Below are 21,127 nucleotides of genomic sequence, written 5' to 3' on the forward strand. Positions count from 1 at the left end.
TTTTCAGGACGTTATCGCAATCGCAGGCAGAGATTTGGTTTGCGCTTAAACCTAATTGCTGGCTTGCTGAACTACGAACTGGCACATGCCTCCTGATTCATGCAGGAGGTCTATTGTCCTATAACCCAGACAAACACCATCGTCGCTCCATTCGTCTCAAGGGATATGATTATGGGCAAGCTGTTGTAAAAGGCGATGTTTGTTAGGAGAAATTGTCGATGGAGTAATACATCCAAATCTCCTATTCGGAGGATTTCGGCATAGAGTATCATGCTTGCTGTTCTTCCAAAACGATCGCATTCCATCACGAATCAAATTGCGATCGCATCCATTAAAAAAGGGTGAGCATTTGCCCACCCTTGTAACTCTAAGCTAAAGCAACAGCAGGTTCAGGCCAACGACCTACCGCTTTGCCAATTACAGACATTTCTAGCATCAGGCGGTCGAAACGCTCTGGTGTCAGAGATTGAGGACCGTCAGAAAGGGCTTTCTTCGGGTTGGGGTGGACTTCAATCATCAACGAGTCAGCACCAGCAGCGATAGATGCCATCGCCATCGCAGGCACATATTCAGACTTACCAGTACCGTGACTGGGGTCAATCATAATCGGTAGGTGAGTCAAAGTTCTCAGAACTGGAATTGCCGATAAATCCAGCGTATTCCGCGCATATTGACGGTCAAAGGTGCGGATACCGCGTTCGCACAAAATCACGTTCGGGTTGCCAGCAGCCATAATATATTCCGCCGCCATCAACCAATCTTCAATCGTCGCCGCCATTCCCCGCTTCAGCAGCACAGGCTTTTCCTGCGCCCCTACTTTCTTCAACAGGGAGAAATTTTGCATATTTCTGGCACCGATTTGGATCACGTCGGCAAATTCTGCCACCACATCCAATTCAGGACTATCCATCAGTTCCGTAATAATGCCCAAGCCTGTCGCTTCCCGCGCCGCCGCTAGCAAATTCAAGGCACTTTCACCGTGTCCTTGGAAAGCATAGGGCGAAGTCCGAGGCTTATAGGCACCGCCGCGCAAAAACTGCGCTCCCGCCGCCTTAACTCGACGTGCGGTTTCAATAATCATTTCTTCGTTTTCGACCGAACAAGGGCCAGCCACAACCACTAAAGGATGGTGTTCGCCAAAAGTGACATTACCGTTAGGCGTTGATACCACAACGTCACTAGCTTCACCGTGACGATAATCGCGGCTTGCCCGTTTAAAGGGCTGCTCAACTCGCAGAACCTGTTCAACCCAAGGGCTAATTTCTTGCATCTGGAGGGGATCTAAGTCAGCCGTCTCACCAACCAGACCTAATACCACCTTGTGCTTCCCAACTATTTTTTCTGGTGTCAGTCCCCAAGTACCGAGTTCGGCGCTAACGCGCTCAATCTCAACCTCTGGAGTGCCAGCTTTCATGACTACAATCATTTTTCCAAATCCATAATTCGGTTGTTTATCTGCCGAATATCTCCTTTTTCAAAAGTCACCAGAGATAATACTTCTCTAGCTTTGCCTAGATAGACCGCCGAGTTTATCTCTCCAGCAAAAAATGAAAATAGCCTGGGGTTCAAACCCCAGGAAAGAGCGAGACCGATGGCAATCGTTCTCTAAACAACTTATAAGTAAAACTCACCTTTGAACTGCTGGTATTTGCGCGGGATTTATGAATCCTTTTGCCCAGCAGAGCGCCATGCTGCTGTCATCCGTCCCCAGTTCGTGGTGAACTCGTTCCAGCCGATTTTACTACCCGGTCTCTCTTCGTCCCAGGAGGCTGAGAGAACCCCGTAACTTAATCCCAGAACGCCCAACCCAAAGAAGCCCATACTCACAAGTACAACTGCGGCGTTGGGCAACTTGAACCAGTGCTGGCTAACCACGACATAACTGACAATAAAAGTCAAAATGCCTAAAGCGCTAGGAATCCCACAAAAAAGAGCCATCCGGCGAGCCATGCGTTTGCTCACCACCTCTGGGACTGCCGAAGATTCGAGCTTTCTTGGAGAAGGCGCTTGACCTTCCGCTTTGGCAGTGCTTGGGGCTGTTGGTTGGTTTTTCGCTGGTTTTTTGCGATTCTTCTTAGCGGGTTCAAACGGTAAGCGATTCCGTTGGGATTCTTCTGAAGACATAAGTTTATCGGCGGTTTAACCGCGAATACCCAGGCGACCAATCAAGGCTTGATAGCGGGGTCTATCTTCCTTTTGCAGGTAGGACAGGAGGCGCTTTCTGGTACCAATCATTGTCAACAAACCTCGCCGGGAAGCATGATCCTTCTTGTTGGCTTTGAGGTGAGTGCTGAGACGATTGATGCGTTCTGTCAGCATCGCAATTTGGAGATCCGTCGAGCCAGTATCAGTTTCGTGAACCTGATACTCCGTCATAATTTCGTGTTTACGCTGTTGCGGCAGAGTCATGGATAAAGTCTATTTTTAGAATGCAGCAATCTCTCATATTATCATCTGATTTGGAAATCGGTGATGGAGAATCGGGAATTGCGAATCAATTGGGAATTTCCGATGTCTCTGCCTGTGTCTGTATCTGTGCGCCAGACGCGATATAGGTTGTTTCTACAAGTTGCTTTGCGACTTTGTTTGCGGCTCGACGTTCATCTAACCAGCGTTGCAAAATCAAAGCTGCCGCCTTGCGGTCAATTAGAGGTTTATTTTGGGAGAGCGATCGCCTTTCTGTTTTCAGCAGTTCCTCTGCCTCATAAGAGGTGAGGCGCTCATCCATATATTCCAACGGTAACTGGAGAGCTGCTGCCACTCTCGTCGCAAATTTCTGCACCTGCTGCGCCTGAAATCCTAGGGTTCCATCCATCGCATAGGGTAAGCCGACGACCAGAACTTGCACTTGTCGCTCCTCAACCAGGCGTCGCAGTTGCTCCATATCCCGCTCAAAGGAAGTGCGTTCGATCGTAGCGATTCCGGTGGCAATCAATCCAGTGCCATCGCAACCAGCTACCCCAACCCGCTTTTTACCGACATCCAAACCCAGTGCCGAGATTCTCTCCATTCTCTTCTCCCCGCTCTGTGCGGCTAGCTTTCGTGGCATCAAGGGATTGGGAATTTAGCACGATTCCCCCTTTTGGAGGCAACGCCACAGAGGACGATAAATCCTTCTGCGGTTCTACCTGCGGCTTCTTATGCTTTGACTTCAGCCAAGACATCCGCCCCGGTACTGCTTTGCGAGCGGGTTGGAGACCCTGAAGCATTTCCGCCAACTGTAGCCCTTCTAAGGAAATGGGCTTTGCCTCCCGTAGCTTGTGCCACACAGAACGAGACATCAGGAGCGAGTGGGAAATTCGTTCTGCCCCTAATTGTTCCAAATATTCTTCTCGTTCTGGCTGATAGTCGGCTGAAGCCAGTTGTAAGGACTGGGAAGGGTAATCCTTAGCCATCCGAGCCATTTGGGAAAGTAGCTCCGGATATAACCAAGTGTAGGCTGGGTGTACGGTCAACTCAGCGACATGGGGTTGGGAGCCATCGCGGGACAGAAAAATTTGAAAATAGCCAATTGCTGCCTTGCGCTGCGGTTCAAATACGTAACCACTAACGCTAACTGTCTTGCCGATCCATTGCTTCAAGCTGGTGAGAAACCCGCCAGCGAAGCTAGTTTTGAAGTCATGGATGTGACGGTCATAAACTTGGCGTAGCAGCGGCGGCATTGACACCGTATCGAGTTGGTAGAGTAACTGGGCATCAGCATTGCTGACTGGGAGAAGATTGGGTAAATCCGGTTCGCGCTCTTGCAGTGACGAAAGCAGCTCTGGAGCGATCGCCCAATAAGTCAGCTGAGCCAAAGGTTGAAACCCATTCTGGCGGTAAAGAGCCAGTGTTGCTTTGTTGTTAACATTGACTTCCAACACCCAGGTACGCGCTTCCAAGATTGACTCAAAGCAATAACGTAAAAGCTGCGAGCCAACTTCCGCCGGTACCCCTGTCTCCAAAACTACCTGCTCAACCCGCCAAGTGCTGCGCGTGCGGTTGAACGGTGAAACCTGGATCGTACCGCGAACTTGGTTATCCTGCTCCGCGACATAAACGCAAAAAGTGTGCTGACAAGGATTGGGAAACCAGCTCAAGAACTTCAGCGGGCCAAACCAGGGTCGAATTTGATGAACTTTTCTACCCAGATTGTCCGTTGAGTAAATTTGGTCTCCTGCGTCAAAATCTTCTGCGGCTAGCCGTTCCAGCGCATCTAGATCGCGGTATTGAACGGGACGGATCGCAATTTTGGTTTCTTTAGGCAGAAATGAAGTCATGTTAAGTACATGCGCCATGAAGCCGATAGGGTCGAGCGAGCTGCTCTTGGAGAGCAAGCCCAGCTTAAAAACGCAACCAATAGGTTTTTAGTGAAAAAGCCTTTTAAGTGTTGCTGCCAATATCTTAACTGCTTTCCCCTACTGACCGCCGACCAGGAAGAGCCAAAAGCCGACTGGCGAAGAATTTATTTGATTGTCGTTTTTTTCTTTCTAAGTCCTTCTCTGGAAGTCTGGAGTCCAGCAGCAGCCTTGAACTTCGGAATATTCCAAAGGTTGATCGAGGTCGCTGTGCTAACGGGTGAATTGGACTTCTGACACGAGATTGGGAGACTTCCAACTAAATTTGGACTCTTAAGCCACGACTAACGACGATAGCCGCACAAGCATGGGGTTATTTGACAAACATTTGTAAACTACTATTAAGAACATACAGAAGTAAGAATTCTGCAATGAAGCAACTTGTCACTGTCGAGCGTTTCTGCCTGATTGGTCATATTGTAACGATGGTTTTTGGACTGGCGGGGCTGGTGCTGGTCGTACCCCATCCTGAAATAATTATGAGTTTAGGGGAGACTGGGCAGACTGCATTCCAGTGGAGTATGGCTTGGGGTGGAGTGGTGAATATCGTCTTGGGAACGGTCGCCGTTGCCATTTATGCCTATAGAAAGTTAGGACTGTGGCACTGGCTGACTTTCATGTTGCCTGCGGTGTGCCTGTCCTTGGGAAGCGAATTGCTGGGAACCAGTACAGGCTTTCCATTTGGGGACTACAGCTACCTGAACGGCTTGGGGTATAAGATTGGTGGACTGGTACCTTTTACCATTCCCTTGTCCTGGTTTTATATGGGATTGGTTTCTTATTTAATTGCCTGCGCGGGTCTAAAAACTCGGCAACATCCGAGCTTGGTTCGCTATGTGGGCGCGATCGCTGTAGCTGCTATGATGTTCACCTCTTGGGACTTTGCGCTGGAGCCAGCGATGAGTCAAACAATGGTACCTTTTTGGTATTGGGAACAGCCAGGAGCCTTCTTTGGCACACCTTACGGAAACTATGCCGGTTGGTTTGGCACTAGCTCGCTCTTTATCGGTGTGGGAGCAATATTGTGGAGAAAGACGCCAATTTTATTGGATCGTTCTGGGCTAGGTTTCCCGCTCATCATCTATCTAAGTAACTTTGGTTATGCAGCCGGATTGAGCTTGGCAGCTGGGTATTGGATACCCGTCTCCTTGGGCGTTCTGGTCGGTGTCATTCCAACTTTGACCCTCTGGCAAATGGCACAACCCGCAGAGATTCGCGAATCCACAGCGGAAACTCCTGCGAGTTTGAAGCCAGAAATTCCAGTGACTCAAGTCAAAGTGGCGGTGAAGTGAACGTCGATTGGTTAACACTCCAGAGCGCACTATCGCTGCTGCTGCTACTCGTTCAGGCACCAGCAGTAGCGATCCTGCTCTCGCGTCTATTGAAAGGGCCGTCTCGGCGATCGCCCGTTCAACCCGATACTGCCACGCCCGAACTCTTAGGTGCTGTCAGTGTCGTGGTTCCGACTTTAAATGAAGCGGAGCGAATTAGCCCAGCGCTGGCTGGGCTAACCCGCCAAAGCTACGAAGTCCGTGAAATTATCGTTGTTGATAGTCGTTCCCGGGATGGAACTCCAGAGTTAGTTAAAGCGGCACAGCAGCAAGATCCCCGGTTTCGCTTAATGACGGACGATCCTTTACCGCCTAGCTGGGTGGGGCGTCCTTGGGCTTTACATACCGGATTTTTGCACAGTAGCGAACAGAGCGAGTGGATTTTGGGAATGGATGCCGATACTCAGGCGATTCCCGGTTTAGTTGCCGGTTTGCTCAGGACAGCGAAAGAAGAGGGTTATGACCTGATTTCCCTGTCGCCGCAGTTTATCTTGAAATATCCAGGCGAGTGGTGGCTGCAACCAGCACTCTTGATGACCCTGCTTTACCGATTCGATCCGGCGGGTACAAATACTCAAGATCCGGAGCGGGTGATGGCGAACGGTCAGTGTTTCCTGTGCCGTCGCTCTGTTTTGGAGGCTGTAGGGGGTTATACCAGCGCCCGGAGTTCTTTTTGCGACGATGTGACCCTTGCCCGCAATATTGCCTCCCGTGGGTTCAAGGTGGGCTTTCTGGATGGAGCCAAGGTTTTGAAGGTGCGGATGTATGAGGGCGCAGCTGAAACTTGGAAAGAGTGGGGGCGATCGCTTGACCTAAAAGACGCTGCTTCCAGGGGTCAGATATGGGGGGACTTGTGGCTGCTATTCGCCGTTCAGGGTTTACCTTTACCTGCGTCCTTGGTTTTGCTCAGCTGGCTGGTGATGGGAACTTCGACACTCCCAGTGGTGGCTGCTGTCGGGTTAAATTTATTTCTGCTATTGATTCGGTTTGCGTTGCTACTCGCGATCGCGCCATCTTATGAAAGCACAGTGCGATCCCCCAGCTTCAAGGGATCGGAAACAGGCAAACGGGAAAGGAACTTTGACTTTTTACTTTTACCTGTTTACTTTTATCTTTCCCCTCTGGCAGATCCTTTAGCTGTGCTGCGAATTTTTCTGTCTGCTATCCGTACTCCTAAGCAATGGCGCGGTCGGAGTTATGGATAGTTTTGAGTTTTCAAGCAAAGGGGTAATGAGAGTGATGAGTGTTGGATTTTGAGCGATCGGAGAGTTCTTTAATTCAAAACTCAAAACTCAAAACTCAAAACTCACAACTTTTTCCCAATTCCCCAAAACCAAAACTCATTTAAGAATCGAAATTACTGTTAACCGCATCTACCCGTTCTAGCTGCCAAAGAATTTGATTGCCCTCACGGCGAACCCGCGACACAATCCAGTTACGCCACCCCCAGTGGTCTCCGCGACTGGTGACAGCGCTGGCATTGACATCCATCAAGTCAGCTAATTCAGAGCTAGTAATTAGGTAGCCTTTAGCAGCAATCTCGTCAGCCACGTGGAGAGTTTCTATCAGATTACGCAGCTGGGCGACTCTCACCTCACGGGGCAGATTGTCCTGAGAATCAAGAGCAGATGGAGTAGTAGAATCTACCATGACTAGGCCGAGGTTAGGAGGGTCAGAAGATAAGTCACTCGATTGTATCGTTTTGTTATCAATAGAATTAGTGGCGGGTGAAACAATTGACTCTTCTGCTATGGGTTGTTGCAGCGAAGGAGTCTTCCCCGTCGCAAAAGCCCGCGCGATCGCATCGCAGCGCTCATTCCCCTCATTTCCTGCGTGACCCCGGACATACCGCCACTCGATCCGGGGAAGATTGAGTTCATCGAGTATTTCCCAGAGATCTTGGTTGAGGACGGGTTTCCCTTCTGCCGTCTTCCAACCCTTCTTTTTCCAGCCTTTCACCCATTTGGTTACGCCATTTTTCAGGTATTCGCTATCGGTGTAGAGGGTGATGGGTTCTTGTTGTCCGAGGCCGTTCACGAGTTTCAATGCGCCGATTGCGGCTTGCATTTCCATCCGATTATTAGTGGTTGCCGGATCGGCGTCGCCCATTTCATAGACCGAACCATCGGTGAAATAGACAACAACACCCCAGCCTCCAGGACCTGGGTTGCCGACGCAGGCACCATCGGTATAGATACTTTGGATTGTCCGAGTCAAGGGCATGAAAGTGGTTTTGCGAGGTTGAATGGTTATTGTACAAAAAACGGGCAGCTCCAAGCGAGGGAAAGCTGCCCTGTCAGATTATTCAGGATTCTTCAGAGGGTTGTCCTAAAGATTGCTGGAGTTGCAGAAGGTCTTGCAAAATCTCTTGATGCAACTCTGGAAAATCGGCTTCGGGGAGGCTTGATAGCACCTGTTCGTACTCGATTATGGCTTTTTGGCGCAACGGATTGGGTTCTGGATTAACTTGCGATCGCTCATAGTAAGCATTGCCAATTGCTTGATGCAATCTGCCCCAACCTTCTGGGTGAGTGTCTTGAGAAACGTACTTCAACCCTTCCTCATAGCTTGCCAATTGACCTTCATCGCCGCGCTGGTTCAAGGCTGGATTATTTTGAGCGACCTTACTTAAGGAACTCAGTAAGGGGTCCAAACTCGCTGAAAGAAGCGCCGACTTGCCGCGACCGATCCAGGAGTCCCAGTCATCCGGTTTGAGTTGCAAAGCTTGGTCGTAGCTGGCGATCGCTTCCTCATATCGAGCTAAGCGGTGTAGGGTCTCGCCTCTTACCATCCAGACTTCTGAATAGTTGGGTTGGAGTTGCAGAACCCGGTCAAAACTAGCCAGCGCTTCCTCATAGCGGTTCAAGTTTTCCAGGGCTAATCCCCGATTGTAGAAGGCTTCTGGGTCGTTTGCTTTAATTTCTACTGCCTTGTCAAAGCTAGCGATCGCTTCTTCTAAACGGTCTAAGTCCTGGAAAGTATTGCCTTGGTTGTTCCAAGCTTCGTAAAAGTCGGGTTTAATTTCTATCGCCCTGCTAAAGCTGGCGATCGCATCTTGCAACTGTCCTAAATTTTTCTGCATCACGCCTCGGTTGTTCCAGGCGATATAATTATCCGGGCTAAGCGCTAAGCAACGATCGTAGCTAGCGATCGCATCTGACAATTCTCCAGCACTGGCTTGCTGATTGCCTTGATTAAACCAAGCTTCGGCTTCCTCTGCACTCGATGGATTTTCTGCTTCCTCGGCGCTGGATGGATTTGCCGCATTGAATTGATTCACCAATGCTTGCACAATGACTTGCGGATCGGTGGTCTCAATTTGCAGTTGTTCGGAAATTTGCTGAAGTAAACCGCTATCCTGCTGCAACATCACCAACAACTCATCTAGGGTGACTGTTTTGAGTTCTCCGCCTTCCTCACCTTCCTCACTAACTGCGGGGACTTCCTCCTCCGGCGCGTCGAACTCCTCGTATTCATAGATAGAAGAGACGGGTGGGGGGTTTACTGCTCGTGCCGGAGCGTTTCTCGTCAGCAGTTGCATCCCAATATCATAAGAAACTTCCCCGATTTCTCCGCAGCCCACCTGACCAAGCTGCACCATTCGCGCCGCTAACTCATTATTAGGTGCAGGGGAAGCTAATAATCTTTCCCCAAAGCGGTTCAGCCACCCCACCCATAGGGATGATTGACCGCGATCGCCCAGAGACTCAAAAAATCGTAAAACCCGGTCTTGCTGCCAGCCATGCGCGACTCCTTCGAGCAGTTGGCTGTACAAAAATTCATAATCTGTATCCGTCAGGGGTTTAGGGGGTTCCGAGCGAACCGAGGCGGGTGTTGGGTTTCGCCTGCCGCCCGTTCCAAATAAACGCTGAAACCACCTTACCAGCGATCGCCATAGTTGCTTGAGCATTTGCTAGAGTCCCCCCGCCCTTACTTTCTCAGATTTTATCTAACGGGCTTGAACAGTTTACTGGCTATTATGAGCTTTTGATCGGTTAACCGTAATGTTTGCTTTCCAGAAAACCACACCAATTCTCTAAAGACAACCAGAAGGCGATCGCATCCGGTTCGACTAGAGCAACACGTTACACTTTTATCGACACCTCTGTCGCTTGTCTAGCCTGACGAATCCCTGCCGTGACCTACCAACCCCTACATCACAAGTATCGCCCTCAGACGTTCGCGGATTTGGTGGGACAAGAAGCGATCGCCCACACACTCCGCAACGCCATCCGCACCGAACGGATTGCCCCCGCCTATTTATTCACGGGTTCTAGAGGAACGGGCAAAACCTCCAGCGCCCGGATTCTGGCAAAGTCGCTGAACTGTCTTCAGAATAGTCAGCCGACAGAACAACCTTGTGGTGTTTGTCCTGTTTGCCAAGGAATCGCCAAAGGTTCAGCGCTGGATGTAATTGAAATCGACGCCGCTAGCAACACCGGCGTGGACAATATCCGGGAGATCATCGAACGCGCCCAATATGCCCCCGTTCAGTGCCGCTACAAAGTGTATGTGATTGACGAAGTTCATAGTCTCAGTTCAGCTGCGTTCAATGCCTTGCTGAAGACGCTAGAGGAGCCACCCAAGCACGTTGTCTTTGTCCTGGCGACCACCGACCCGCAGCGGGTGTTACCGACAATTATCTCTCGCTGTCAACGCTTTGATTTTCGCCGCATTCCCTTAGAGGCGATGGTGGAGCATCTGGGAAAAATTGCCCAGTTGGAAAACATCAACATTACTTCCGAGGCGATTACCTTGGTGTCGCAAGTGGCTCAGGGAGGCTTGCGGGATGCGGAAAGCCTGCTCGACCAGCTCAGCCTATTATCCGGTCAAGTGACGGTAGAGGCAGTCTGGGATTTGGTAGGAGCGGTTCCAGAACGAGATTTAATGGAATTGTTGAAGGCGATCGCTCATTCCGATCCCGAAGCAGTTCTGGAAAAAGCTCGTCACCTCATGGACAGGGGCAGAGAACCGCTGATTGTCCTCCAAAATCTTGCCGGTTTCTACCGCGATTTACTAATCGCCAAAACTGCCCCCAAACGCCCGGATTTGGTAGCCGTGACCGCGCCCACCTGGACTCAGTTGTGCGAATTTGAGGATCTGGACATCCCGACAATTTTGCAGGGGCAAAAGCACCTTAAGGACAGCGAAGTTCAAATTAGAAATACGACTCAGCCGCGCCTGTGGTTAGAAGTGACGCTGTTAGGCTTGTTGCCATTAGCTAATAGCGGTCAGCAGACCCAGGCAGGGAGCAGTGTGAATCTGAATCGCCCGCGTGTCGAGCCACAAGAGGCAAGAGTCGAGCGGGCGTCCACACCCAACACTCAACACTCAACCCCTGCCCAACCCGCTAAGCCAGTCGTTGAACCCGTTGTTCCTAGTGTTCCGCAGATTCAGCAGGAAGCGCCACCAAAGACGCCCTCAGCGGCGGCACCACCACCAGAACCGAGAGAATCGACCGAACCTCCTGCGCCAGTTTCTCAGCCTGGAGAGGGTACGGATCGAAGTGTCGAACTCGATCGAGTTTGGCAACAGGTAATTAATCACGTCCAGCTATTTGGGACGCAAGAATTTTTGCGTCAACGATGTCGCTTACTAAACTTTAATGGTCGGGAAGCAATCCTGAGTGTCAGTTCAACGGGTTTGTTAAAGTTAGCCCAGACAAAATTGCCAGATGTGGAAGCAGCTTTTTCAAAAACCTTTCAATCTAAGGTAAAAGTCAGCTTTCAAGTTAGCGGGGGGGCTGAGGTGAAGTCTCATCCTGCCTCAAAACCGCCAAACGCTGAAAGGTCTGATTCTTTAGGAACATTGCCCAGTAAAAATTCCGTAGGAGCGATCGCATCTGGGACACCGACTCCTCAAGCACCGCCCGTACAGCCTTCTGGGGAAGGCAAGACAGGGAATGGCGCTAGTAACGATTTAGCACCCTCTTCAACCAGCCCGCCGCCATCAAAGATGCCACCGCAGGCGAAGCATGAGGTGAAGAACGGCAGTTCTTCAGCTTCACGAACTCCAGCCGCTACTGCCCAACCACCCGCACCGCCCGATTTAGAGTGGGACGATGAAGTCGCGATCGCTGCCAAACGCCTCGCGGACTTTTTTAAAGGGGAAATTGTCAAGCTGGCTGATGAGCGAGAGGAAAATCTGGAGACTTTAGATTTACCGTCTCTTTCCGAGATGCCGACGCGCTTGCCACTCGAAGAGATGATTCATTCTGCCGACGAGCTACTCAATGAGTGGCAAGAAGATGATGATGTAGGGTTTTAGAGTAAGAACACGGCAGTGCTGCGTCCTATTTAAAATAAGGGACACGGCAGTACCGTGTCCCTTATTTTTAAACTCAAAACTTAAAACTCAAAACTTTCCTCGCTATTGCCTTGATGCACCGTTTTAATCCATTTCAGCCGCTTCGGTCGCACGGACATCCGGGCGGTAGTAGCCGCGATGATTACCATCCAGTGCAACATATAAAGGACACCCCGTAAGGTTTGCAACAGGGTGACGAAAAAGACCGATGCAGTCAATTTCTCTTCTTTATGGGTGCGGCGCAGACCGACGAACATCCCCATCAGAAACAGAATGAACGTCATTCCGGTGATGGGGCTGAGAATCGGCAGACGATTCCGCGCGATCGCCATTAGGCAGTCGGGCACGGCAGCGGCGGGGAGAATATACTGGGTGAGCAAAAACGAGAACGCATCAATGCTTTTGAGGGTGCCCATCCGGTTTGACACCAGCAGACGCCAGTAGTCCAGATAGCGCTGGAATCCCCCTTCTGCCCATCGATTGCGCTGATGCCACAGTGCCCTAGCACTGGTGACGCCTTCCTCATATACGGGGGGAAAGATCAGAAATTCGATATCCCACCGATCCAGGTGTAAGCGGATCGTTAAATCCAAGTCGTCCGTGATGGTTTCCTCATTCCACCCACCGCAATGCTCCAAGGCAGCTCTGCGGACAAATTGACCGTTGCCTCGAAGTTCCCCGATGCCGCCAATGGCAATGCGCTGCTCCTGGAAATAGGAGTCCAGTGCCATTTCTGCCATCTGACCGCGAGTCCAGAAATTCAGCGATGGGTTCGCGATCGCTTTTCGCATCTGCACGGCTCCCACCTGTTGCCGCTCAAAACTTGGGCAAACCCGACGCAGCATATCTGGTGGCACTTGGGCGTCGGCATCAAATACCCCGACAATTTCTCCTCGCGTCAGGGACAACACTTGATTCAGCGCTCCCGATTTGCCGCCAACCCCATTCGCACCTCGGCGCAGGACTTTTAACTGGCGATATTCCTTCGCCAGATGCTCTAACACTAGGGGGGTTCGATCGGTGCTGTGGTCGTCAATCACCCAAACTTCATACCGATCTACTGGGTAGTCCTGATTACACAGCATTTTCACCAGGTTGCCAATAACAGCTTCCTCATTTTTAGCTGCCACCAGTAGGGAAACAGAAGGCCATTGGTCTTTTGTTGCTTCCGACAACGGCGCTGGGACTGGTCGGGGTCGCGCGAATACGACGCGGAACGCTTGAATCACCAACAGTCCGGTCAGTCCTAGGACTAACCACGAACCCCAAACAAACAGATGTAGGGCAATGATGCTGCCCCAAATCACCGTTAAGGCGAACGCCGCTTTGCGTCGGCGTCCTGCCAGTCCCTGAAAAAAGTCGCTCTCAAATTCTTCTGTAGAAACTTCATTGATTGCGTCTCTACATTCAGACAACAGAGAATCGAGCGGTTCAAGCTCGTTGTAAGAATCTTTTTCGGGCCAGGAATTCTCCGGCATAGGTTACTTGATTCAACCACCAATACTTATCTACACCCATAAAGAAGCTGGGGATCAGGTAACACCATACCGTACATCCTTCGCACACGGACAGCTTGCCCTGAGATTGGCGGTAGGATTCCACTTCCTCTGACTGGCGATAGAGGTCGTAAAGCTTACCGTTAATGGGAACGCCGGTTTGGGCAAAGTGATAGCAAGGTAGGAGTAGCTTGTCGTCGGGAGAAATCGCAATTACTGCATCTACCGCTTTACAGCGGGGATTTTTCGTATCATTCCCCCCAGCTTCAATGAACGCCAGTGCAGCCTTATTGTATCCGACATTCTTATATTTCTTGGCGGCGGCTTGAATTGCTGCCACCATGTCTGGGGTGGGATTCTTGTTGGAATTGTAGTGGTCGTGGGCGGTGAAAGCTGGGTTGAGCCATACCCTGACGCCTAGGCGTAGACCGAGTTCTGCGACTTCGTTAATGTGCTGATAATTTTGGGCGGTGACGGTGTGGTTGAGAACGGGTTGTTCGCCGAGTTCTTGCGCTAGAGCAACCGACTCAACTAGGGTGTCAAAAATTTTCACCCCTCGGGAATGGTCGTGAGTTTCAGCATCCGCACCATCTAACGAGAAATTCAAAAAGTCAACTAATCCTTGAATTTCTTTGGCTTTTTTGGGGTAAAGAATTGTATTCGTCGTCATGCTGGTCCAAAATCCCTGCTTTTTGGCTTCAGCGTAAATCTGACCAACATCTGCACGTAGCAGGGGTTCGCCACCCGTAAAGTCTATGTACTTCAGACCCAAGCGGCGCAAGTCCTTTAAGTTGTGTTGAATCGTAGCAAAGTCAGCTTCTTGGGGTGGCTCTAATGCCCAGATGTTACAAAAATGACATCTGGCGTTGCAGCGATAAGTTAAGTAGTAGTTAGCAACTAAAGGAGGCATAGATTTCTCGCGTGAATAATTCCCTAACTTTATTCAGTCAGCGTAAACTAATCGGCAACAGATAGGAAGTTTTACTCAGGAATCGGGGAAAAGGGGAAAAAAATTCGCTACAAAGGGAAAAAAGGGGAAGGAAAACGAAAATTTCTCTACTACTCTTTCCTGCTCTTTCTCCCTCCCACATAGTCCTTAATTCCTTTAATGAATGAATTTATCCTGGGGAGGACGCGGGAACCTGTATATTAAGGTAGAATCACCATTAGCTCCACCGTCCAAGGCTAGAACTCTAAGCTATTGTGTTCCCAATCGGCTGTCAGAGCGCAGAAAATTAGGGACAACGCCCTACTGCCAGTCAGACGGAAATTGAGGAAGATTTAAGACAATGTCAATTGACCAACTTCAGCCTGCAAACCAAGGGGATGTCAGTGTCTACATGCCCTACTACCAGGGCAATAAGCGGAATATGTTGCCCTTGGCAATTAGCCTGTATCAAAAAGGGTCTTTAGAAGGGAATCGCAAAATAGAAGGCGGCGATAGCATTCCTTTTGTTGCCACCTGGTATGTGTCTAGGCTCCCATTGGATTTGACCCGTTGTCGGTTGCAGTTTGATGGAAATGCGGAACTGAGTTACGAAGTGATGATGGCAAATTCAGAGTTGGTCGATTTTTTAATCGACGTAATTATGAATTTCAAGCGCACTCGCACAATCGACTTTTCCCACACGTTCTATCGTAAGCTGCTACGAGCAGATGGTTGAACACTGTAGAAATGAGGAGTGAGGGTGTGCCAAAAGCGGCTAAATATTTGCTTATCGGGTCAACAGAAGCTTACAGTGGCAAGTCAGCAACGATCTTGGGGATTGCCCATCAGCTGAAAGAAAAGGGGCTGGATATCGCCTATGGGAAACCGCTGGGCACCTGTTTAAGTGAATCGCAAACAGATGCGATGGAGGAGGATGTCCGGTTACTCGCTCAGGTATTGAAATTACCAGAAAACCGAATCAGACCGACTCTGCTGTCTCTGGATGAAGAGACGATTCAAAGACGCCTATCTGGAGAAGACCAGACGGATTACCGTCTGTCTCTGGAGCAGTATCGACGGGTGCCTGGTGCCCCAATGGTTTTATTAGAAGGGCCAGGAACTTTGGAAGAAGGCAGCTTATTCGACTTGTCTCTGGGACAGGTTGCTGACGCTGTTGATGCGGCTGTTTTACTGGTGGCTCGTTTTCACTCGGTTCTATTGGTGGATGCGCTGTTGTCAGCTAAAAAGCGGCTGGGCGATCGCTTAACGGGTGTTTTGATAAACGATATTCCCGCAGCTAATCTGGAAGCCGCTGAGACGCTCGTACGACCTTTTCTAGAGCGGCAGGGGATTCCTGTGTTGGGAATGTTGCCAAGAAGCGAGTTGCTGCGGAGTGTCAGCGTTCGGGAACTGGTCAGCCAGTTGAAAGCAGAAGTTCTGTGCCGTCCAGATCGATTGGATTTAATGGTACAGAGCTTGACAATTGGCGCAATGAATGTAAATTCAGCGCTGAAGTATTTCCGCAAGGGAACGAACATGGCGGTGGTGACGGGAGGCGATCGCACGGATATCCAGCTAGCCGCCTTGGAAACTTCTACTCAGTGCCTGATCTTGACTGGACAATTGCCGCCACAACATTTTATCCTCAGCCGCGCTGAAGATTTAGAGATTCCGATTTTGTCGGTTGACCTGGATACGCTGACAGCTGTAGGAATTATTGACCGTGCCTTTGGTCAAGTGCGGCTCCACGAACCGATTAAGGTCGAGTGCGTTCGCCAGATGATGGCTGAAAACTTCGATATTGAGCGCTTAATGGCGACTTTGGGTTTAGAACCGGCGGTTACGCTGCAGTGAGCGAGTCCAAAGCGTGGTGAATGTTGAGTTCTGAGTTAGGAATCCCTTTAATTCAAAACTCAAAATTCAAAACTTTCAAGAGCGACCAATGACCAAAGTTATTGTCTTCGGCAGCATCAACATGGATCTCGTGACGCGATCGCCCCGATTGCCAGTTGCTGGTGAAACGCTACGGGGTCATGACTTTTTTACGGCTGCGGGTGGAAAAGGGGCGAATCAAGCGGTAGCAGTGGCGCGGCTGGGGATTCCGACTCAGCTCGTTGGGCGTCTGGGTGCCGACAATTTTGGACGCGAACTCCTCACCAAGCTTCAGGCGTCTGGGGTCGAGACTGGGGCTGTTTTGGTGGATGAGGCGGCTCATTCTGGCGTCGCAGCGATCGCTGTGGGTGGGAGGGGAGAAAATCACATTATCATCGTCCCCGGTGCCAATGGGCGCGTGAACCAGGAGGATGTCGGACGCCTTAGCGATTTGTTACCCGGTGCTGCTGCATTGCTCCTTCAGTTCGAGATTCCGATGCCAGCCGTTGTTGCAGCTGCTAGAGCAGGGCGACAAGCGGGTGTCCAGGTCATTCTCGATCCCGCACCTGCTATCGAGATGGAAAATTTTGCGTCTGTTTTATATCCGTTGGTTGACATCATCACCCCCAACGAAATTGAGGCGGGGCAATTGGTAGGCTTTGCGGTGGATGGGCAAGAAACCGCTGCCAAAGCAGCCGCAGCTTTACGTCAACAGGGGGTCGGTACGGCAATTGTGAAATTAGGCGATCGCGGTGTCTTCTGTGCCACACCGGAGGAAACATTCTTCGTCCCCGCTTTCCCCGTTCAGGCAGTTGACACTGTTGCGGCTGGGGATGCGTTTAATGGGGGATTGGCAGCAGCTTTGGCTTCTGGGCGTCCTCTGCGGGAGGCAGTAGTCTGGGGTGCTGCCACTGGTGCGATTTCGGCAACTATTGCCGGTGCCCAACCCTCTCTGCCCGATAGAGAGACGTTCGATACATTTCTCAGAGACAGAGGCATTCTATAACTAAGTGGAAAAAGGGAAGAATATTCAGTATATTTTTATGATTAATGGCGTATTTGGTAACGATAATTCCGCCTTTTCAAGGTATATTTAGATAATCGAAATCTGTCTTAAATAAATATTAAAGTTTAGTTCTTCCTTATCAAGTTTATTATACCAAAAAAAACGAATACCTTCTAGAGGGTAAAACAAAAAAATTCCCTGTTGAGTTAAAGTTAAAAGCTATTTTTTGGGAAATTACTTGCCAATATCCTCATTCCATAACTGGGGATTATTCTGAATGAAATCGCTCATCAACTGCTTGCAATCATCCAGGTTTAAATCAATCACTTCAACACCGTGGGATTCCATGAATTCCTTGGCACCGGAGAAAGTTGCAGATTCACCGGCGATGACTTTTTTAATCCCAAATTGGACAACAGCACCAGCACAGAGATAACAAGGCATCAAGGTAGAATAAAGCGTTGTATCTTTGTAACTGCCGATTCTGCCAGCATTGCGTAAGCAATCGATTTCTGCATGGGTAATGGGGTCGTTGTCTTGGACGCGCTTATTATGTCCTCTACCGACAATTTGCCCATCTTTCACCAGAACTGAACCAATGGGAATTCCGCCCTCGTTGAGTCCCTGTTTAGCTTCGGCGATCGCATCTGTCATAAAATCGTCCATAACAGTCTAATTGTCAACAATTTAGTTTGTTTTAGAATACTGCTTTTCTGTGCAAAAGGTCCGGTTTTCAACGCAAAGGTACGCAAAGGTAAGCGCAGAGGTACGCAAAGTTTAGACTTTCTTTGCGTACCTTAATTGGTGAGGATGGGGACTATGAGTTTAGTACGCCGGAATGTCCGGGTATGTCTCCTAGCGGTTCGCAGCGTCCACCCAAGTATTTAGAGAGAAACTCTTCTGCGATCGCGTAAAAGTGCAGTCGGTTTTCGGGACGGGCGAAACCGTGTCCTTCGTCGGTGTAAAGGGCGTATTCTACAGGCTTATTTGCCTTTTGCATCGCCTCGACGATTTGTTCGCTTTCCGCCTGCTTCACCCGTGGATCGTTGGCACCTTGGGCGATTAGCAAGGGTTTAGTTATGCGGTCAACGAAAAATAAGGGCGATCGCGATTTGAGAAATTCTTCTTCCGTCTCCAAGTTGCCGACCCGATAGTAGAAATTCGCCTTCAGCGGTTCCCAGTAGGGTGGGATACTTTGCATCAGCGTAATCAGGTTACTCGGACCAACAATATCCACACCGCACGCAAAGACATCCGGTGTGAAAGTTAATCCCACTAGGGTTGCGTAACCGCCGTAGGAACCGCCCATGATGGCAATCTTTTGCGGGTCGGAGATGCCTTGTTGCACCAGCCAGTTGACGGCATCAATGAGATCGTCGTGCATTTTCGCTGCCCATTCCCGGTTGCCAGCGTTGACAAAGGCTTTGCCGTAGCCGGTGGAACCCCGGAAATTCACTTGCAGCACCGCGTAACCCCGGTTTGCCAACCACTGCGCTTGCGGGTCGTAACCCCAAGTATCTCGCGCCCAAGGGCCACCGTGAACCAGCAATACGGTTGGTAAATTCTGTGCGGTTATTCCTACAGGTGTTGTCAGGTAGCCGTGAATCGTCAAGCCGTCTTGGGCTTGGTAGGAAATCGGTTGCATGGATGCCAGCGACAACCCTTCTAGTACGGGTTTGTTGCTGAACAGGAGGGTGCTGGTCTTGGAATCTCGATTATAGGCGTAGTAGTAGACCGGGCCGTCATCGGTGAGGAAAGCGACTAGCCAATTTTTGTCGGCAAGGTCGCGGGAGGAAATGCCGAACTCTCCGGGACGAATTTGGGCGATCGCTTCAAAATCTGCGGCGATACTTTGGTCAAGTACCTGCCATTCTTGTTTCTCTTTGTAGAAGGAAACTGCTTGGATAACTCGCGTAATTGGGTGAATGACGATGCCGCCTAGATCGTATTGCGGATCTTCGGCAATTACTGTTTCTTCGCGAGTAGTGACATCGAAAGCAATCAGGCGACTGGCGTTGGCATCGTGACTGCCGCTGATATAAAGGGTTTTGCCATCTTCCGAGAAGCTAACGGCACCGCCTTCATCATCTGGTCCCCAGTGACGCAGGGTTTCCCAATCGCCTTGGGTTGTTTCCCGGAATAACAGGTCAGAACCCCCATCGGGAGTTGCAGCTGTGGCGGCACGTACCTGGAATTGGGCGTCTACTGTCCAGCTAACTACATTGCCTGGGTTTTCGGCGTATAAGTCAACCGCACCGTTAGCCAGGTTGATGCGGTAAACGTCAAACTTTTGCAAGTCCTTCAAGTTCATCCCTACCAACACTTGATCGGGGAACTTGGGGTCAAGATCCACTGGTTGTGCTTTCACCCCTTGGAATGGCGTTAAGTCGCGGACAATATTGGAGTGAATATTGACCGAATAGAGGTGAAAGTTCTCGTCGCCATCTGAGTCTTGCATATACATCAGCTGGTCGGCATTATAAGTCCAGAAGAAAATCCGGATACCGCGCTTCTTATCTGCGGTGAGTTGGCGGTCGTCTTCCTGTCCGACTGTCCGCAACCACACCTGCAAGACATTCTTCTCGTCCGGGGCGATGTACGCCAGATACTTACCATCCGGTGAAAGTCGCGGACTGGTGCGTTCTGGGTTGCCGAAAAGAACCTCGCGGGGAATCAGCGGCGGTAGTTGGGTTGCCGATCGCTCAATAGTTGATTGCATTTTTACCTCTTACTACTCGATCTCCTTATTCTTACTTTGCTCATAGAACTCGCGAATCCCCCAGTATGGTTAACCGACCCGATAAGCGATCGCGTTTCTGATGTTGGGGAGGATGCGATCGCTTTGGCTGTGACGGGGCGAGGATGCGATCGTGTGCCGATACAAATTAGGATAGCCAAACAGTTGTCTTGACGACGCTTGTGGATTAAATGACATATCATACGACGTAATATATGATGTGTATAATATTGGCACGCTGAGGAAGAATCAATGGCACGTTACTCCTTGAACTTACCGACTCAGTTAAAGCAAGATGCCGAAAAATATGCAGCTTCCCAAGGTATTTCGCTAAATCAATTCATTTTGTGGGCTGTGGCAGAGAAGGTAGGGGCGCTAAGCCAGCAACTCGACGATCCGGCATTTCCTGAAATTACATACCGTCGCGGCGCTAGCGGTCAGCCAATGCCTTTTCTGCGCGGGACTGGCTTGCGCGTGCAGACAGTGGTAGTTGCTGCGAAACTTTGGGGTTTATCCCCGAAGGAGATTGCTGCTGAGTATGGGTTGAGTGAGGCTCAGGTGAAGCAGGCTCTAGCTTACTTTGGAGCGCACGCGGCGGAAATAGAGATGGCGATCGCATCTGAAGAAACTCTTGAAGCGGCAAATGTCTAAACCGCTGTTGCACCTTGATGCCGATACATCTATTAAAGCCCTACATCAAGCCTTAATTTCTCGCGGTCACGATGTCACCCGAACACCAACTGATTGGATGCCTTTAGATGCCAGCGATGAGGCTCAGTTATTAGGGGCTACGGCACAAGGACGGTGTATCTTTACCTTTAACATCCGCGATTTTTTGATTTTAGCCGAATACCCCCAACATGGGGGCATTATCCTGGCGGCTCAAAGCAGTTGGACACTCTCGGATTTAATTGCTGCTCTAGATCGCCTGCTGTCAGAGACACACGCATCTGAGTGGATCGGGCAAGTACGCTGGCTGAACCAGTGGCGAACATAAGCGATCGCACTTTGTCTTGGTGAAGGATGCGATTTACTGGGTTTGCTCTGTTCGCTTCACACACGATGCCTGAAATGAACTGGGAGAATTTTGAGTATGATGAAATTACCATACCCA

Annotated in this window: 20 protein-coding genes and 1 pseudogene; 9 read left to right on the forward strand and 12 right to left on the reverse strand. The window is 50.1% G+C overall.

What is annotated here, in order from left to right:
- Positions 1–96: pseudogene (locus NDI34_RS23720) on the forward strand (IS5/IS1182 family transposase); the annotation flags it as partial.
- A 271-nt stretch (positions 97–367) separates the two neighbouring features.
- On the opposite strand, the gene aroF reads toward NDI34_RS23720, so the two are convergent.
- From aroF to NDI34_RS23745, 5 genes are all read right to left on the reverse strand, one after another.
- Entirely contained in the window at positions 368–1,426 is a 1,059-nt protein-coding gene (gene aroF, locus NDI34_RS23725; protein WP_190441324.1) for a 3-deoxy-7-phosphoheptulonate synthase, read from the reverse strand.
- A gap of 233 nt (positions 1,427–1,659) precedes the next feature.
- Positions 1,660–2,124: a PAM68 family protein gene (locus NDI34_RS23730; protein WP_190441097.1), complete on the reverse strand. Its 465-nt coding sequence runs from the start codon at positions 2,122–2,124 to the stop codon at positions 1,660–1,662.
- Positions 2,125–2,139: 15 nt separating this feature from the next.
- Positions 2,140–2,409, reverse strand: coding sequence for a 30S ribosomal protein S15 (rpsO, locus tag NDI34_RS23735; RefSeq protein WP_190415339.1), 270 nt, complete (start codon positions 2,407–2,409; stop codon positions 2,140–2,142).
- A gap of 85 nt (positions 2,410–2,494) precedes the next feature.
- On the reverse strand, positions 2,495–3,010 hold the full coding sequence (gene ruvX, locus NDI34_RS23740) for a Holliday junction resolvase RuvX (protein ID WP_242031288.1): 516 nt from the start codon (positions 3,008–3,010) through the stop codon (positions 2,495–2,497).
- Entirely contained in the window at positions 2,973–4,259 is a 1,287-nt protein-coding gene (locus NDI34_RS23745) for a GNAT family N-acetyltransferase (RefSeq protein WP_190674147.1), read from the reverse strand. The genes ruvX and NDI34_RS23745 overlap by 38 nt, the downstream gene beginning before the upstream one ends.
- 449 nt (positions 4,260–4,708) lie before the next feature.
- Here NDI34_RS23745 and cruF point away from each other — a divergent pair, with 449 nt between their 5' ends.
- The gene (gene cruF / locus NDI34_RS23750; protein ID WP_190674144.1) at positions 4,709–5,629 is read left to right on the forward strand and encodes a gamma-carotene 1'-hydroxylase CruF; all 921 of its coding nucleotides are present in this window, start codon (positions 4,709–4,711) and stop codon (positions 5,627–5,629) included.
- Positions 5,626–6,873 carry a 2'-O-glycosyltransferase CruG gene (cruG, locus tag NDI34_RS23755; RefSeq protein WP_348234029.1) on the forward strand — a complete coding sequence of 416 codons (1,248 nt, stop codon included), beginning with the start codon at positions 5,626–5,628 and terminating at the stop codon, positions 6,871–6,873. Before cruF ends, cruG begins: the two co-directional genes overlap by 4 nt.
- 139 nt (positions 6,874–7,012) lie before the next feature.
- On the opposite strand, the gene rnhA is transcribed toward cruG, so the two are convergent.
- Both rnhA and NDI34_RS23765 read right to left on the reverse strand, forming a co-directional pair.
- Entirely contained in the window at positions 7,013–7,891 is an 879-nt protein-coding gene (rnhA, locus tag NDI34_RS23760) for a ribonuclease HI (protein WP_190415328.1), read from the reverse strand.
- An 82-nt stretch (positions 7,892–7,973) separates the two neighbouring features.
- Positions 7,974–9,578 (reverse strand): tetratricopeptide repeat protein, encoded by a 1,605-nt coding sequence (locus NDI34_RS23765; RefSeq protein ID WP_348234030.1) that lies wholly within the window; start codon positions 9,576–9,578, stop codon positions 7,974–7,976.
- A 227-nt stretch (positions 9,579–9,805) separates the two neighbouring features.
- Between NDI34_RS23765 and NDI34_RS23770 the strand changes: the two genes are divergently transcribed.
- Positions 9,806–11,935 (forward strand): DNA polymerase III subunit gamma/tau, encoded by a 2,130-nt coding sequence (locus NDI34_RS23770; protein ID WP_348234031.1) that lies wholly within the window; start codon positions 9,806–9,808, stop codon positions 11,933–11,935.
- 80 nt (positions 11,936–12,015) lie between these two features.
- Here the strand turns inward: NDI34_RS23770 and NDI34_RS23775 are convergent, their stop codons facing one another.
- Positions 12,016–13,452, reverse strand: coding sequence for a glycosyltransferase family 2 protein (locus NDI34_RS23775; RefSeq protein ID WP_190525636.1), 1,437 nt, complete (start codon positions 13,450–13,452; stop codon positions 12,016–12,018).
- Entirely contained in the window at positions 13,406–14,380 is a 975-nt protein-coding gene (locus tag NDI34_RS23780) for a radical SAM protein (RefSeq protein WP_190415319.1), read from the reverse strand. Before NDI34_RS23780 ends, NDI34_RS23775 begins: the two co-directional genes overlap by 47 nt.
- Positions 14,381–14,759: 379 nt before the next feature.
- Here NDI34_RS23780 and ebsA point away from each other — a divergent pair, with 379 nt between their 5' ends.
- The 3 genes from ebsA (at position 14,760) to rbsK (ending at position 17,276) form a co-directional block, all read left to right on the forward strand.
- On the forward strand, positions 14,760–15,134 hold the full coding sequence (ebsA, locus tag NDI34_RS23785; RefSeq protein WP_190425538.1) for a type IV pilus biogenesis protein EbsA: 375 nt from the start codon (positions 14,760–14,762) through the stop codon (positions 15,132–15,134).
- 26 nt (positions 15,135–15,160) lie between these two features.
- Positions 15,161–16,252 (forward strand): phosphotransacetylase family protein, encoded by a 1,092-nt coding sequence (locus tag NDI34_RS23790; RefSeq protein WP_348234035.1) that lies wholly within the window; start codon positions 15,161–15,163, stop codon positions 16,250–16,252.
- Positions 16,253–16,340: 88 nt separating this feature from the next.
- Complete coding sequence (gene rbsK, locus NDI34_RS23795; protein ID WP_348234032.1) at positions 16,341–17,276, forward strand: ribokinase; 936 nt, start codon at positions 16,341–16,343, stop codon at positions 17,274–17,276.
- 234 nt (positions 17,277–17,510) lie between these two features.
- On the opposite strand, the gene NDI34_RS23800 is transcribed toward rbsK, so the two are convergent.
- From NDI34_RS23800 to NDI34_RS23810, 3 genes are all read right to left on the reverse strand, one after another.
- Entirely contained in the window at positions 17,511–17,942 is a 432-nt protein-coding gene (locus NDI34_RS23800) for a nucleoside deaminase (RefSeq protein WP_190690381.1), read from the reverse strand.
- Between the two features lie 151 nt (positions 17,943–18,093).
- On the reverse strand, positions 18,094–19,995 hold the full coding sequence (locus tag NDI34_RS23805) for a S9 family peptidase (RefSeq protein ID WP_348234033.1): 1,902 nt from the start codon (positions 19,993–19,995) through the stop codon (positions 18,094–18,096).
- Positions 19,996–20,064: 69 nt separating this feature from the next.
- Entirely contained in the window at positions 20,065–20,211 is a 147-nt protein-coding gene (locus NDI34_RS23810; RefSeq protein ID WP_348234034.1) for a hypothetical protein, read from the reverse strand.
- A gap of 54 nt (positions 20,212–20,265) precedes the next feature.
- Here NDI34_RS23810 and NDI34_RS23815 point away from each other — a divergent pair, with 54 nt between their 5' ends.
- Together NDI34_RS23815 and NDI34_RS23820 are read left to right on the forward strand one after the other, a co-directional pair.
- Positions 20,266–20,664, forward strand: coding sequence for a DUF433 domain-containing protein (locus NDI34_RS23815; RefSeq protein ID WP_190415307.1), 399 nt, complete (start codon positions 20,266–20,268; stop codon positions 20,662–20,664).
- Positions 20,657–21,010 (forward strand): DUF5615 family PIN-like protein, encoded by a 354-nt coding sequence (locus NDI34_RS23820; protein WP_190415305.1) that lies wholly within the window; start codon positions 20,657–20,659, stop codon positions 21,008–21,010. The genes NDI34_RS23815 and NDI34_RS23820 overlap by 8 nt, the downstream gene beginning before the upstream one ends.
- Positions 21,011–21,127: the final 117 nt, after the last annotated feature.

The organism is Trichocoleus sp. DQ-U1 (genome assembly GCF_039961925.1).
Taxonomy (GTDB): Bacteria; Cyanobacteriota; Cyanobacteriia; order Cyanobacteriales; family FACHB-T130; genus FACHB-T130.